This is a genomic window from Jhaorihella thermophila (assembly GCF_900108275.1).
GTDB classification, from domain to species: Bacteria; Pseudomonadota; Alphaproteobacteria; order Rhodobacterales; family Rhodobacteraceae; genus Jhaorihella; species Jhaorihella thermophila.
Genome location: NZ_FNVD01000001.1, coordinates 76,979 through 90,464, shown reverse-complemented (window position 1 = coordinate 90,464; position 13,486 = coordinate 76,979). Strand labels below are relative to the sequence as shown.

The following is a 13,486-nucleotide window of genomic DNA, read 5'->3' as shown; positions in this document are numbered from 1 at the left end:
GGACGCCATGCGTGATGACGGGGCCCGCGCGACGCGGGCCCTTTTTGCTGCCTGCCGCCGGGCCTAGCCGATCATCCGGTCGGTATCGGATTCGCCGTCATAGTGACGCTTCAGCCGCTGCAGCGCGATGCGCAGAACGATCTTGGCCGACCGCGCCGACCAGCCCATGCGCCGTTCGGCCTCTTCCAGCCCCTCGAGATAGCAACAGCACCGCAGCGCCACGTCGCTGAGTCCCGGCCCCAGTTCCGTCAGCGCGCGCGCCACCCGTTCGCGCGCCGCCTCGGCCCCTCTGCCGCCGCCCTGCCCCGCGCGAAGCCCGCCCTGCACGCCGGCGGTCAAAAAGCGGTCCCAGTCCTGCGTGACCCGCGCGCCCATCTGCGCCAGCTCGAAATCCTCGCGCAGACGCTCGCCCGCCGCGACGAGCTCTTCGGACAGAAACGGTTTGCCGTCCCGGTCCCGGCGGCGGGCCAGCAGGACCAGCGGGTTTTCCCCCAGCCCGTAACGCGACCGGCGCGTCCGGCCCCCTTGCGCGGTCGCCGCGCCCGGTTGGCCCGGGATGGCCGCCTGCGCCTCGGCAAAGCCGGGCTCGGCCGCAGAGCTGGCGCGGTTCTCGGCCCGCGCCAACATCCGGCCCAGCGCCGCCCGCCCCGCGGCGGTGACGCGATAGCGGCTGACCCGGCCCGGATTTGCGCAGGATATCCATTCGTTCAGGGCCAGCGCCTGGGCCATTTCCATCTCGACAACCGCCGTCCGGGTGATCGTGCCCGCGCCCGAATCGCGCGCCACCACCGCCTTTTCGACGCCATCGGCCACCGCAAGCACGGCCCCCGTTTCACACAACCGCCGCAGGATGCGGATTGCCTCGGCCTCGAAGGCCGCCTGCCGGCCATGCACGTCGCCCAGCCCGGCACCGCCGCCTGCCTCGCGCCGGGCCCTTGCCTCGGCCCCCAGACGCGACAGCGCCGCGTCGATCAAGGGATCATCCCGGCGGGCTTCGATCCGGCGCACCTGTCGCGAAATCGTGGATGCGTGGCAGCCGCATTCACGCGCCAGATCCCGAATGCCCTGACCGCCTTCGGTATGGGCAATATACCGGCGCGCGTCTTCTGGCACCCAGGCAGGCCAGTCGTTCAGCATGTTTCTCTCCTCGTGATCACACAGGCCGTGGAAAAGGCCAATCCCCCGAAGCAACTCTACCAAAGGTTGTATTGGTTTCCGGTTGGTTAAAATCCGGGCAAAATCGGAGAATTGTCACGAAAAGATAAACAATTCATACACCTGCGAACGCTGATGATCGACTCAGGCAACACCCGCTTAGGTTGTGCAATGTGATTGCAACAGACCGCAACGAGGGGGATTCGCCATGCTCGATCTGACGTCCATGCTTACTTCACTGCGCCGTCCGCGGATGCTGGTGCGCACCGCGCGCATCGGCGCGCAGGACTATCGCCGCGACCGCGATCTGCAACGGCTGCTGGGCTATGGCACGCTACCCCGCCCTGCGGCGGCGGTGATGCGGCTGATGGAGATGGAACATGAACTGGATCAGCAGCGCCGAAGCGGCGACGCGGGCTATTCGCTCACCCGCCACCTGGACATCCTGATCGCGCTGATGGGCGAGGCGCAGCTGTTCCAGGCCAGCCGCGCCCCGCGAATGTCGTGAATCGTCAGACGAAGGCGTCTTCCATCGACGCCTTCTTGCGCGCGACGTAGTCGTCCAGCGCCTCGGCGATGGCCGGATCCAGCGCCGGCTGTTCGTAGGTGGCCAGCAGGTGCTTGACCCGCTCGGCCGCCAGCGCCTGGGTGTCGCGCGCGCCTTCTTCGGACCAGGTCTCGAAGGGCTTGTAGTCCAGCAGATCCGACCGCCAGAAGGCCGATTTGAAATTGGCCTGGGTGTGCGCGCACCCCAGATAATGGCCGCCGGGGCCGACCTCGGCAATCGCGCCCATCGCCTGGGCATCTTCATCGACGGTCACGCCCTGCGCGAGCTTGTGCAGCACGCCCAGCTGGTCGGCGTCCATCACGAATTTCTCGTAGGAGCTCACCAGCCCGCCTTCGAGCCAGCCGCAGGCGTGCAGGATGAAATTCACGCCCCCCAGCAGCGCCGCGTTCAGCGTGTTGGCGGTCTCGTAGGCCGCCTGTGCATCGGGCAGCTTGGAGCCGCACAGGCCCCCGCCCGACCGGAACGGCAGGCCCAGCCGCCGCGCCAGCTGCCCCGCGCCATAAAGGATCTGGCTGGCCTCTGGCGTGCCAAAGGTCGGCGCGCCACTGTTCATGTCGATCGAGGTGACAAAGGCGCCGAAGATCACCGGAGCGCCGGGGCGGATCAGCTGGGAATAGGCCACGCCGGCCAGCACCTCGGCCAGCACCTGCGTCAGCGTGCCCGCAACCGACACCGGCGCCATCGCGCCGCCGACGATGAAGGGCGAAACGATGCAGGCCTGGTTGTTCTTCGCGTAAACCTCCAGCGCCCCCATCATCACGTCGTCGAAGGTCAGCGGCGAGTTGATGTTGGTCAGCGAGGTCATCACCGTGTTCTGCTGCACGAACTCCTTGCCGAACAGAATCTCGCACATCTCGACCGAATCCTGCGCCCGGCTGGGTTCGGTGACCGATCCCATGAAGGGCTTGTCGCTCAGCGTCATATGCGCGTGCAGCATGTCGAGGTGACGCTTGTTCACCGGCACGTCAGTCGGTTCGCACACCGTGCCGCCCGAATGGTGCAGCCATTTCGACATGTAGCCGAGCTTCACGAAGTTGCGGAAATCCTCCATCGTGGCATAGCGCCGTCCGCCTTCCAGATCGCGCACGAAGGGGGGGCCATAGACCGGGGCCAGCACCAGGTTGCGCCCGCCGATCACCACGTTGCGCTCGGGGTTGCGGGCGTGCTGGGTAAAGGAGGCGGGCGCGGTTTCGCACAGCTTGCGCGCCAGCCCGCGCGGGATGCGCACACGCTCGCCCTCGATCTCGGCTCCGGCCTCGCGCCAGCGCTCCAGTGCGGCTGGGTTGTTGACGAAGTTCACGCCGATCTCGGCCAGAACGGTTTCGGCGTTCGCCTCGATGATCTCGAGCGCCTCTTCGTTCAGGATCTCGAAATTCGGGATGTTGCGTTCGATGTATTTGGCCGTCTCGATCCGAACCGCCGAGCGCTCGGCCCGCCGGGCCGCCCCGCCACCGCCGCGCGTCCGGCGCCGTGTCCTTGCTTCCGACATTGTTCTGATCCCCTTTCGGATGGGTTCGCGTTGGCCGGATACATACGCCATGCCGCCGCGCGACCATTATCGCAAACCGGCCATTGAGGGGGAAAAGCGACATGACCGACGCGCCATTCGCGGATGACATCGGCCCACGAACCAAACGGTCGGCAGGCGCAAAAGATGACTCGCAACCACATCAAATTCGCATATCTCTGTATATTGGCGACAATATGCATCCGTTCATGTATTCAATAATGACCATATGGCGAGGATGCACGAAACAATCTTGCGTCGCTGGGCAAAACAGGGAGCGCAAACACGGGCGAACCGACCTTCGGAAAGGAAAGGCATTCGGTTCGCGGGAGGAGACACGGATGACAGGGAACCCGATCAAGGGGGTCGCGGCCGCCGGGATTCTGGCGGTTGCACAGGCGGCGTTCATGGCGGGCACGCCGGCGCATGCCACGAATGGCTATTTCACCAACGGTTACGGCAACGAATCCAAGGCGATGGCCGGCGCCGGCGTCGCCGTGGACAACGGCACGATGGAATGACCCAGAACCCGGCCATGGGTACCACGGTCGGCAACCGCGCCGATGCCTGCCTGACATTCTTTGCACCAGACCGGGGCTTTACCATCGGCGCGGGCGGGCCCTTGACGGCCGGAACCTACAAGAGCAGGAATGACCTGTTCCTGGTTCCCTGCGCGGGCGCCAACTGGATGCTGAACGACCGCAGTTCGTTCGGCATATTGCTTTATGGCAATGGCGGCATGAATACGGAATATTCCGCCAATCCCTTCGCCGGCCTTGGCGCGGGCTCGACACCGCTGGGCGTGAACCTCGAACAGCTCTTCATCGCCGCCAGCTATGCCCATGACCTGAGCGACAGTTTTTCGGTCGGCATCGCCCCGATCTTTGCCGTGCAGCGGTTCAAGGCCGAAGGGCTGGAGGCCTTTGCGGGCATGTCGTCCGATCCCGCCAATGTCACCAACCGAGGCCATGACTGGTCGAACGGCTGGGGCGTCAGCGAGGGTATGCTCTGGCGCCCAACCGAGGATGGGCCATCGGGGCGTCCTATCGGACCAAGATGAACATGGGCAAGTTCGACAAATACGCGGGGCTTTACGCCGAACAGGGCGGATTCGACATCCCGGCCACGGCGACACTGGGCGCGGCCTTCACCCCCGCGACCAATCGCGCTCTGACGCTGACGGCGGAATATCAGCGCATCTTTTACGGCGACGTGAAGTCCATTGCCAACAGCGGGGCCCTTCTGGGCGGCGCGCCGCTGGGGGCGAACAATGGTCCCGGCTTTGGCTGGACCGACATTGACGCGGTCCGGGTGGCCGCGATCTATCGGGCCAACGAAAAGCTGACGCTGCGCGGCGGCGTCTCCTATGCCACGGACTTTCTGAAGAGCACCAACGAGGTTCTGTTCAATGTGCTCGCCCCGGCCACGCCGAAATGGCATGTCTCCATCGGCGCCAGCTACAAGATCCGCGACAACATGGAACTGACCGGCGCCTATACCCATATCTTCGAGCACAAAGTCAGCGGCAGCAACCTGACGCCCGGCTTCGGCCAGCCGGTTTCGCTGCGGATGTATCAGAACGAACTGTCGGTGGGCCTGTCCTACAAGTGGTGACATTCGGCCTCCGGACCGAGACGCGACCTGCGCCCAGTGGCCGCGTCTTTTCCTTGCGCGGCACCGCCGATCGCGCGCCATGCCCCGGCATGAGCCCTTGCGCGACCGTGCCGTTGGCCCTATTCCGCGCCCATGACACAAGCTTCTCACGACCGCCTTCTCATCATCGACTTCGGCAGCCAGGTGACGCAGCTGATCGCCCGCCGCCTGCGCGAACTCAACGTCTATTGCGAAATCCATCCCTACCAGAATGTCACCGACGCTTTTCTGCGCGACTTTGCGCCCAAGGCGGTGATCTTCTCGGGCGGGCCGGCCTCGGTGATCGATCCCGGCTCCCCTCGCCCCCCGCGATCGGTCTATGATCTGGGCGTGCCGATCCTTGGCATCTGCTATGGCCAGCAGGTGATGATGCAGGATCTGGGCGGCAAGGTGGAACGCGGCCACGGCACCGCCGAATTCGGCCGCGCCTATGTCACCCCCACCGACGAGCGGATCGAACTGCTCTATGGCTGGTTCCTGGACGGCCGCGAACAGGTCTGGATGAGCCACGGCGACCACGTCTCGCAGCTCGCGCCGGGGTTCAAGGTCTACGGCACCTCGCCCAATGCGCCCTATGCGATCACCGCCGACCTGTCGCGCAACTTCTACGCCGTGCAGTTCCACCCCGAGGTGCACCACACCCCGAACGGCAAGACTCTGCTGGAGAACTTCGTGCGGCTGGCAGGCTTCACCGGCGACTGGACCATGGGCGCCTACAAGGAGGAAGCCATCCGCAAGATCCGCGAACAGGTGGGCGACAAGCGGGTAATTTGCGGCCTCTCGGGCGGGGTGGACAGTTCGGTCGCCGCCGTGCTGATCCACGAGGCGATCGGCGACCAGCTGACCTGCGTCTTCGTCGATCACGGCCTGCTGCGGCAGAACGAGGCCGAGGAAGTGGTGGCCATGTTTCGCGACCACTACAACATCCCGCTGATCCATGCCGACGAATCCGAGCTGTTCCTGACCGCGCTCGAAGGCGTCAGCGACCCCGAGGTCAAGCGCAAGACCATCGGCAAGCTGTTCATCGACGTGTTCCAGAAATACGCCAATGAAATCGAGGGCGCCGAGTTTCTGGCCCAGGGCACGCTCTACCCGGACGTGATCGAAAGCGTGTCCTTCTCGGGCGGCCCGTCAGTGACCATCAAGAGCCATCACAACGTGGGCGGCCTGCCCGAAAAGATGGGGCTGAAACTGGTCGAACCCCTGCGTGAGCTGTTCAAGGACGAGGTCCGCGCGCTGGGTCACGAGCTGGGCCTTCCGGCCAGCTTCATCGGCCGCCACCCCTTCCCCGGACCGGGCCTCGCCATCCGCTGCCCCGGCGAGATCACCCGCGAAAAGCTGGAAATCCTGCGCAAGGCGGATGCGGTCTATATCGACCAGATCCGCAAGCACGGGCTTTACGACGAAATCTGGCAGGCTTTCGTCGCAATCCTGCCGGTGCGCACGGTGGGCGTGATGGGCGACGGGCGCACCTATGATTACGCCTGCGCGCTGCGGGCGGTGACCTCGGTCGATGGAATGACGGCGGACTATTACCCGTTCACCCACGAATTCCTGAGCGAAACCGCCACCCGCATCATCAACGAGGTTCAGGGCATCAACCGCGTCACCTATGACGTCACCTCCAAACCGCCGGGAACGATCGAGTGGGAGTGATCCGCGCCGTATTGACGCTGTTGGTGACGGCACTGCCGGCGTGGGCGGGGGACGCGGGCCATTTCCGGTGCCAGGGCGCCCTGCCCGACTGGACGCTGAGCCTTGGCGGGGAAAAGGCCCGCCTGGCCTTCGACGGCCGCGACATGGCGATGACGGTCGATGTGGCCACCCGCGCCGAGGGCCGCGACTTCCCCCGCGCCGCCGCGCTGCTGGCGGGGCCGGAGGACGATCATGACACCGCGATCATCCTGCTCGATACGGCGGAATGCACGGCCGGCGGCGAAACCTGGCCCATGCGCGGAAGCCTTCTGACCCAGATCGGCAACCGCGCGGTGCTGCTCGCCGGCTGTTGCCAGCCGGCGCGGTGATCCTTCTGACCGGTCATATCGACGTGCCGCCCGACCGGCGGGCCGCCGTCATCGCCGCCCTGCTCGACCATATCCGCCTGACCCGCGCCGAACCGGGCTGCCTGAGCTTTGACGTCACGCCCGACACGGAGGTTGACGGAAGGCTCAACGTGAGAGAAACATTCGCCACCCGCGCCGATTTCGACGCGCATCAGAACCGGACGCGCGCGTCGGATTGGGGCCGGATCACGGCGGGCATTCCGCGCGTCTACGAAATCACGGAGTTGCCCGGATGAACCCGACGCTCAAGGCGGCGCTGTGGATGACCGGGGCGATTGCCTCCTTCTCCTCGATGGCGGTCGCCGGGCGGGAACTCTCGGCCGTGCACGACACGTTCGAAATCATGATGTATCGCAGTGTCGTGGGCTTTCTGGTGGTCTGCGCGGTGCTCGCGCTCACCGGCAACTGGGCGCAGGTCTCGACCCGCAAACTCTGGCTGCACGGGGCGCGCAACACGGTGCATTTCGCCGGTCAGAACCTGTGGTTCCTTGCCGTCACCGTGATCCCGCTGGCGCAGGTCTTTGCGCTGGAATTCACGCAGCCGCTGTGGGTGATCCTGCTGTCGCCGCTGTTGCTGGGCGAGCGGCTGACTCCGGTGCGGGTGGTGTCGGCGCTGATCGGCTTTGCCGGTATCCTGATCGTCGCCCGCCCCGGCGCATCCGAGGTCAACATCGGCGTGATCGCTGCCGCCACGTCTGCGATTTTCTTCGCATTGACAACGATTTCCACCAAGAAGCTCACCCGCGTTTCAGGCATAGGCGGCATCATGTTCTGGCTGACCTTGATGCAGTTCCTTCTCGGCCTGCTGTGCGCGGGGTGGGACTTTGACATCGCGCGGCCCACCTTGCACAGCCTTCCCTACCTGGCGCTCGTGGGCTTGGCGGGGCTGCTGGCGCATTTCTGCATCGCCAATGCGCTGGCCATCGCGCCCGCCACCGTCGTCGTTCCGATCGACTTCGTCCGTCTGCCCACCATCGCCGTGATCGGCATGATCCTCTATGGCGAGCCGCTGGACATCTGGGTGCTGGTCGGTGCGGCGGTGATCTTCGGCGGGAATTATCTCAACATCCTGGCTGAAACCCGCAAGTTTCGGGTCGCCTGACCGCCGCGGCGCGCGCTATGCCGCAGCCATGACCGATCAGAAATCCATATCCCCCCGCGCCTGGACCGAACTTTTGCTGCTTGCACTCATCTGGGGCGGTTCGTTCCTGTCCGTCCGAGCGGCGCTGGACGAACTGCCCGTCGTGACGACCGTTCTGCACCGCACGCTCTGGGCGATGCTCGCCCTGTGGGGCGTGGTCTGGCTGATGCGCCTGCCCCTGCCGCGCGACCCGGGAACCTGGAGGGCGTTTCTGGTCATGGGACTGCTCAACAACGTGGTGCCCTTCGGCCTGTTGTCCTGGGGCCAGTTGCACATCGAATCCGGCCTGACCGCAATCCTCAACGGAACGACCGCGATCTTCGGCGTGATCGTCGCAGCCGCGGCCTTCCCCGACGAACGGCTCACGTTGCGCAAGATCGTGGGCGTGGGGTTGGGGTTCACCGGAGTCGCAACGGCCATCGGGCTGGATCAGTTCGCCCGTTTCGATATCCGCAGCACGGCTCAACTCGCGATCCTCGGCGCCACATTCTCCTACGCGCTTGCCGGCGCCTGGGCCCGCAAGCGGATGGGCCACCTGCCGCCGCAGGTCGCCGCGGCCGGAATGCTGACGGCGTCCACCCTGATGCTGCTGCCAACTGCACTGCTGATCGACGGACCGCTCACCTTCGACCTGCAGCCCACCACCTGGGGCGCCCTCGCCTATCTCTCGCTGGCCGCGACGGCGGGCGCCTACCTGCTCTACTACCGCGTTCTGGCGATGGCGGGTTCGGGCAACCTTATGCTGGTTACCCTGCTGATCCCGCCCGTGGCGATCATCCTGGGCGCATGGGGCCGAGACGAATCCCTCGCTCCGAACGCCTTTGCCGGTTTGGGTATCCTGGCAGCCGGCCTGTTGATCCTCAACGGCACGCTGTGGCCCCGGCGGTGACAGCCACGAACCGGTCAGACGCCAATGTCCGTCGGACGACCCGAAGGCGGAAGCCAAACGGCCAGACGCGCAATTTCTTCATCTTGCCTGAAATACTCCGGGGGAGCGCGAGGGGGCAGCGCCCCCTCGCCCCGGTCGGATTGGCGCGGCCAATCCGAAACCCGACCCTACCCGTCCGCCACGCCGGCCTCGGCAAAGGTCGCCATTCCGCTGTGACATGCGGTCGCCGCCTTCACGACATTGATCGCCAGTGCCGCGCCCGACCCCTCGCCCAGACGCAACCCCAGCGACAACAGCGGCGCCTTGCCCAGTTTCTCCAGCAGCCGTACATGCGCGCCTTCCGCACTCAGATGCCCCGCCACGGTGTGATCCAACGCGCCGGCATGCGTCGCCTCCAGACAGGCCGCGGCCGCAGTGCAGATGAACCCGTCCAGGATCACCGGAATCCGCAGCATCCGCGCCGCCGCGATCGCCCCGGCCATGGCCGCGATCTCGCGCCCGCCAAGACGCGCCAGAATCCCGATCCCGTCAACACCATCCCGCGCATGCCGCGCCACGCCCTCGGCCACCACGCGGGTCTTGTTGACAAGCCCCGCATCATCGACCCCGGTCCCGCGCCCGACCCAATCGGACGCCTCTCCACCATACAGCGCATGCGCGATCGCCGCCGCCGAGGTGGTGTTGCCGATTCCCATCTCCCCCACGACCAGCAGATCCGCCTTCGGATCAACGGCTTGCCAGCCGACCCTGATCGCGCCCAGGGCTTCCGCTTCGCTCATCGCAGGCCCTTGCGTGAAATCCGCCACGGGCCGGTCGAGCTCCAGCGCATGCACGTCCATCCGCGCACCGGCCACGCGCGCCAGCTGGTTGATCGCCGCGCCGCCCGCCTTGAAATTCGCCACCATTTGCACCGTGACCTCGGCCGGAAAGGCCGAAACGCCCTGCGCCGTCACGCCGTGATTGCCCGCGAACACGATCACCTGGGGCGCCTCGATCCGGGGACGCGGATCCCCGCGCCACCCGGCGTACCAGATCGCCAGATCCTCCAGCCGCCCCAACGCCCCCGGCGGCTTGGTCAGTTGACCGTTGCGGTCCCGCGCGCCCTGCAGCGCCACACCGTCCGGACCGGGTGCCGCTTTCAGAAGTTGGCGGAAATCTTCGAGGGATTGAGGGTCGGCAAGCATGGATGGCCCCGTTGCATCTGTGTCGTGTTTCGGTGTTTAACCCTCTGGCCAGACTGCACAAGTCCGCAAGGGGCAAAGCCATGCGCAAAAACGACACGGGTCCGCTGCCCGACCTGCCGGGCGATATCGGCGTGGCGCTGGTGCTTCTGACCCGCCTGCCCCTGCCGCGCCTGCCGGATACCGCCTTCCGACGCCAGGCCCGCGCCGCCTGGGCCTTTCCGCTGGCGGGTATGGCCGTCGGCCTGGTCGCCGGCGCGGTCGGTCTGCTCGCGCTCGGGCTGGGGCTTGCCCCGGCGGCCGTGGCCGGGCTGGTTCTGGCCGGGCAGATTGCGCTCACCGGCGCGATGCACGAAGACGGTCTGGCCGACACCGCCGATGGCCTGTGGGGCGGACACGACCCCGAACGCCGGCTGGAGATCATGAAGGACAGCCGCACCGGCAGCTACGGCGTGCTTGCGCTGGTCCTGGGGCTTGGCCTGCGCTGGGTGGCGCTGAGCGGCCTGATCGGCGCGGGGTTCATGTGGGCGCCGTTGCTGGCCGCCGCCGCCCTGTCCCGCGCGCCGCTGCCGCTGCTCATGACCGCCCTGCCCCCGGCCCGCGCGGGCGGCCTGTCCCGATCGGTCGGCAGGCCGGGCCGCGATGTCAGCCTTGCGGCCCTGGCCCTCGGCGGCGCAGTCGGGCTGGTGGCCGCGGGCCCGGCCGTGGTCCTGCCCGCGCTCGGGGCGCTTCTGGCGGTGCTGATCGTCGCCCATCTCGCCCGGACCCGCATCGGCGGGCAGACCGGCGACATCCTTGGCGCCGCGCAGCAGGTGGCCGAAATCGTCCTGCTGCTGGGATTGCAGGCGGCGTTGACCTAGGCTCCGTTCGCGATCAATCCACGCCCGGCGTCTCGATATGCAGCGTCGCGCCGCAATGCTTGCAATGCACGGCGTCGATGTCGTGCCGGTTCAGTCCGCAGACCGGACAGGTATAGCGCACCTTGGACGGGGTAAACAGCGCCCGTGCCAGTTGCACGAAAAGCGACACGCCCACCACCATCACGAAAACCGAAAACAGCTTGCCCCCGGTGGATGACAGCGTGATGTCTCCGAACCCCGTCGTGGTCAGCGTGGCAACCGTAAAGTAGAGCGCATCGACATAAGCTTCGACCCCCGGCCTGTCGTCGAAGAACATCGCGTAAGCCGCCGAAGCCGTGAGGAAAATGAAAACGAACAGGTTGATCGCAGCGATCACCGCGTCTTCGTGCTTGCGAAAGAACAGGCTGTCGCGGCGCAGATCCCCCAGCAGCTGATAGGAATGGATCAGCCGCAAGCCGCGCAGCACCCGTAGGAAGGCATAGTTGTGCGACAGGAACGGGTCGAGAAACAGAACGATCACCACGATGATGTCGGCCAGCGTATAGACCTTCAGCAGCATTTCGCGCCGGTCGGGCGCAATCCAGAACCGCGCCGCGAAATCCAGGATGATCAGCACCGCGATGGCATAGCCGGCGACATGGTAGAAGTCGCTGCTGCGAAACGGCGTCGCCGCGATGAAGAACAGGATGGTGAAGCTGTCGAACAGGATCAGCGCATAGCGGAACCGGACGGAGCGTTTCTCGTGTCCGTTATAGAGTTCGTTGACCGTTTCCCTGAGCGTCCGGGCCATGCCTGCCGTTCCCCGTTGCAGCAGAGACAGTTAGACAGGTTTTTTCAAGGGTTTCAAACGCAATGAAAAAGGCCACGCCCCGGCGGCGTGGCCATGCGTTCTGGTTCGCGCCTCGGGCCGATCAGGCCGCGCGCGAGGTCAGCACCGCATCCACCTGACGGGCGGCTTCGGCCTCGTCGCCGCTGACGGCGGCCACCTCGCGCGTCAGCCGTTCCAGAGCCGCCTCGTAGAGCTGGCGCTCGGAATAGCTCTGCTCGCGCTGGTCGTCGCTGCGATGCAGGTCGCGGACCACCTCTGCAATCGAAATCAGATCGCCCGAGTTGATCTTCTGTTCATATTCCTGTGCGCGGCGCGACCACATCGCCCGTTTCACGCGGGCCTTGCCCTTGAGCGTCTTGAGTGCCTTTTCGATCACGTCCGGCGAGCTCAACGACCGCATGCCGACCTCGGTTGCCTTGTTGGTCGGCACCCGCAGCGTCATCTTGTCCTTCTCGAAAGAGATCACGAACAGCTCGAGCTTGAACCCCGCGACTTCCTGCTCTTCGATCGATACGATCTTGCCGACGCCATGCGCCGGATAGACGACGTAGTCGTTCGGGCGGAATTCGGGCTTCTTCGATTTGGTCATGCAGCTTCGTCCTTTCCTTGCGGCCGGGAAATCCACGCGTCAACACGCCTTTCAGCGGTGCCGGGAGCACCCCTGAAAATGCGCGAATTTGCAAAAAGTCTGCTCCCCCACGCGAGCATCCAGATGGGGAGATTTTTTCAGCCGCCAATATCATCAGTGTTAACTACATAACACGAATCACGTCCCAATTGAAGAGGACGCCATGTAAGCCACCGCTATTTCGAATGATTTTCGGCCGGACTCCGCCGAGTCGCCGGCCTCAGCCGCCTTCGCCGGGCTTTTCCGAGAAGTATTTCTCGAGCTTGCCGGGCTCGCCGTCGTGTTTCTCGGCATCCGGCAGCGGATCCTTCTTGGTCACGATCACCGGCCAGAGCTCGGCATATTTCCGGTTCAGCTCCACCCAGGATTCCATGTTCGGCTCGGTATCGGGACGGATCGCGTCAGCGGGGCATTCCGGTTCGCACACGCCGCAATCGATGCACTCGTCGGGATGAATCACCAGCATGTTCTCGCCCTCGTAGAAACAGTCCACAGGGCAGACCTCGACGCAGTCGGTGTATTTGCAGGCAATGCAGTTGTCGGTGACGATATAAGTCATGGGCGGGCTTTCCGTTTCACCATTTTCGCGACTAGCTAGACCAGTGGGCCGGGCTGTTCAAGGCGTCAATCCATCTCGCCGCGAAAGGTTTTAGACATCATATGGCGCCGGACCTTGCCGCTGGGCCGCCCCCCACCGTCATAGCGGGGATTGCGCGGCGCGGGGGTATCGTCGTCCGGCGTGAGATCGGTATAGAGCGCCTGCGCCTCTGACGCCGGACCGCGCCGTTCGCCCAGCGCCACGATCCGCACCACCCGCACGCGGCGCGCCTGAACAAAGGTCAGCACGTCGCCAGGACGCACCGCATGGGCCGGTTTCGCCGCACGGGCGCCGTTGACACGCACATGGCCGCCGCTCACCTGCGCGGCGGCCAGGGTCCGGGTCTTGAAGAATCGTGCATGCCACAGCCACTTGTCCAGCCGCAGACGTGCCGGGGACTCGGTCATGCGGCGC

At 65.6% G+C, this 13,486-nt stretch carries 17 protein-coding genes; 10 read left to right on the top strand and 7 right to left on the bottom strand.

The features are described 5' to 3' along the window. Nucleotides 1-63: 63 nt before the first annotated feature. Nucleotides 64-1,137, bottom strand: coding sequence for a DUF6456 domain-containing protein (locus tag C4S70_RS00465; RefSeq protein WP_104006146.1), 1,074 nt, complete (start codon nucleotides 1,135-1,137; stop codon nucleotides 64-66). A gap of 226 nt (nucleotides 1,138-1,363) precedes the next feature. Here C4S70_RS00465 and C4S70_RS00460 point away from each other — a divergent pair, with 226 nt between their 5' ends. Further along, on the top strand, nucleotides 1,364-1,663 hold the full coding sequence (locus C4S70_RS00460; RefSeq protein WP_104006145.1) for a DUF6477 family protein: 300 nt from the start codon (nucleotides 1,364-1,366) through the stop codon (nucleotides 1,661-1,663). A 4-nt stretch (nucleotides 1,664-1,667) separates the two neighbouring features. On the opposite strand, the gene C4S70_RS00455 is transcribed toward C4S70_RS00460, so the two are convergent. Continuing rightward, nucleotides 1,668-3,212 carry a trimethylamine methyltransferase family protein gene (locus C4S70_RS00455; RefSeq protein WP_104006144.1) on the bottom strand — a complete coding sequence of 515 codons (1,545 nt, stop codon included), beginning with the start codon at nucleotides 3,210-3,212 and terminating at the stop codon, nucleotides 1,668-1,670. A 359-nt stretch (nucleotides 3,213-3,571) separates the two neighbouring features. On the opposite strand from C4S70_RS00455, the gene C4S70_RS18595 reads away from it, so the two are divergent. The 8 genes from C4S70_RS18595 (at nucleotide 3,572) to C4S70_RS00415 (ending at nucleotide 8,976) form a co-directional block, all read left to right on the top strand. Beyond that, nucleotides 3,572-3,751, top strand: coding sequence for a hypothetical protein (locus C4S70_RS18595; protein ID WP_104006143.1), 180 nt, complete (start codon nucleotides 3,572-3,574; stop codon nucleotides 3,749-3,751). Then, on the top strand, nucleotides 3,748-4,290 hold the full coding sequence (locus C4S70_RS19295; RefSeq protein ID WP_104006142.1) for an OmpP1/FadL family transporter: 543 nt from the start codon (nucleotides 3,748-3,750) through the stop codon (nucleotides 4,288-4,290). The genes C4S70_RS18595 and C4S70_RS19295 overlap by 4 nt, the downstream gene beginning before the upstream one ends. Next, entirely contained in the window at nucleotides 4,287-4,844 is a 558-nt protein-coding gene (locus tag C4S70_RS19290) for an OmpP1/FadL family transporter (RefSeq protein WP_380218752.1), read from the top strand. Before C4S70_RS19295 ends, C4S70_RS19290 begins: the two co-directional genes overlap by 4 nt. 132 nt (nucleotides 4,845-4,976) lie before the next feature. After that, nucleotides 4,977-6,539, top strand: a complete 1,563-nt coding sequence (gene guaA / locus C4S70_RS00435) for a glutamine-hydrolyzing GMP synthase (protein ID WP_104006140.1) — start codon at nucleotides 4,977-4,979, stop codon at nucleotides 6,537-6,539. After that, a complete protein-coding gene (locus tag C4S70_RS00430; RefSeq protein WP_146064159.1) occupies nucleotides 6,530-6,907 on the top strand; it encodes a hypothetical protein in 378 nt (125 codons plus the stop codon). The genes guaA and C4S70_RS00430 overlap by 10 nt, the downstream gene beginning before the upstream one ends. Further along, the gene (locus C4S70_RS00425; protein ID WP_380218751.1) at nucleotides 6,904-7,182 is read left to right on the top strand and encodes a putative quinol monooxygenase; all 279 of its coding nucleotides are present in this window, start codon (nucleotides 6,904-6,906) and stop codon (nucleotides 7,180-7,182) included. Before C4S70_RS00430 ends, C4S70_RS00425 begins: the two co-directional genes overlap by 4 nt. Next, entirely contained in the window at nucleotides 7,179-8,048 is an 870-nt protein-coding gene (locus tag C4S70_RS00420; protein WP_104006137.1) for a DMT family transporter, read from the top strand. The genes C4S70_RS00425 and C4S70_RS00420 overlap by 4 nt, the downstream gene beginning before the upstream one ends. A gap of 28 nt (nucleotides 8,049-8,076) precedes the next feature. Next, entirely contained in the window at nucleotides 8,077-8,976 is a 900-nt protein-coding gene (locus C4S70_RS00415; RefSeq protein WP_104006136.1) for a DMT family transporter, read from the top strand. Nucleotides 8,977-9,143: 167 nt separating this feature from the next. Here C4S70_RS00415 and cobT read toward each other — a convergent pair whose 3' ends face one another. Then, on the bottom strand, nucleotides 9,144-10,160 hold the full coding sequence (gene cobT / locus C4S70_RS00410; RefSeq protein ID WP_104006135.1) for a nicotinate-nucleotide--dimethylbenzimidazole phosphoribosyltransferase: 1,017 nt from the start codon (nucleotides 10,158-10,160) through the stop codon (nucleotides 9,144-9,146). Nucleotides 10,161-10,240: 80 nt separating this feature from the next. Between cobT and cobS the strand changes: the two genes are divergently transcribed. Then, the gene (cobS, locus tag C4S70_RS00405) at nucleotides 10,241-11,017 is read left to right on the top strand and encodes an adenosylcobinamide-GDP ribazoletransferase (RefSeq protein ID WP_104006134.1); all 777 of its coding nucleotides are present in this window, start codon (nucleotides 10,241-10,243) and stop codon (nucleotides 11,015-11,017) included. A 13-nt stretch (nucleotides 11,018-11,030) separates the two neighbouring features. Here cobS and C4S70_RS00400 read toward each other — a convergent pair whose 3' ends face one another. The 4 genes from C4S70_RS00400 to C4S70_RS00385 form a co-directional block, all read right to left on the bottom strand. Then, nucleotides 11,031-11,807: an ion channel gene (locus tag C4S70_RS00400; RefSeq protein WP_104006133.1), complete on the bottom strand. Its 777-nt coding sequence runs from the start codon at nucleotides 11,805-11,807 to the stop codon at nucleotides 11,031-11,033. Between the two features lie 121 nt (nucleotides 11,808-11,928). Beyond that, the gene (locus C4S70_RS00395) at nucleotides 11,929-12,435 is read right to left on the bottom strand and encodes a CarD family transcriptional regulator (RefSeq protein ID WP_104006132.1); all 507 of its coding nucleotides are present in this window, start codon (nucleotides 12,433-12,435) and stop codon (nucleotides 11,929-11,931) included. 259 nt (nucleotides 12,436-12,694) lie between these two features. Then, entirely contained in the window at nucleotides 12,695-13,033 is a 339-nt protein-coding gene (fdxA, locus tag C4S70_RS00390; RefSeq protein WP_104006131.1) for a ferredoxin FdxA, read from the bottom strand. 65 nt (nucleotides 13,034-13,098) lie between these two features. Then, a complete protein-coding gene (locus C4S70_RS00385) occupies nucleotides 13,099-13,479 on the bottom strand; it encodes an RNA-binding S4 domain-containing protein (RefSeq protein WP_104006130.1) in 381 nt (126 codons plus the stop codon). Between the last annotated feature and the right edge of the window lie 7 nt (nucleotides 13,480-13,486).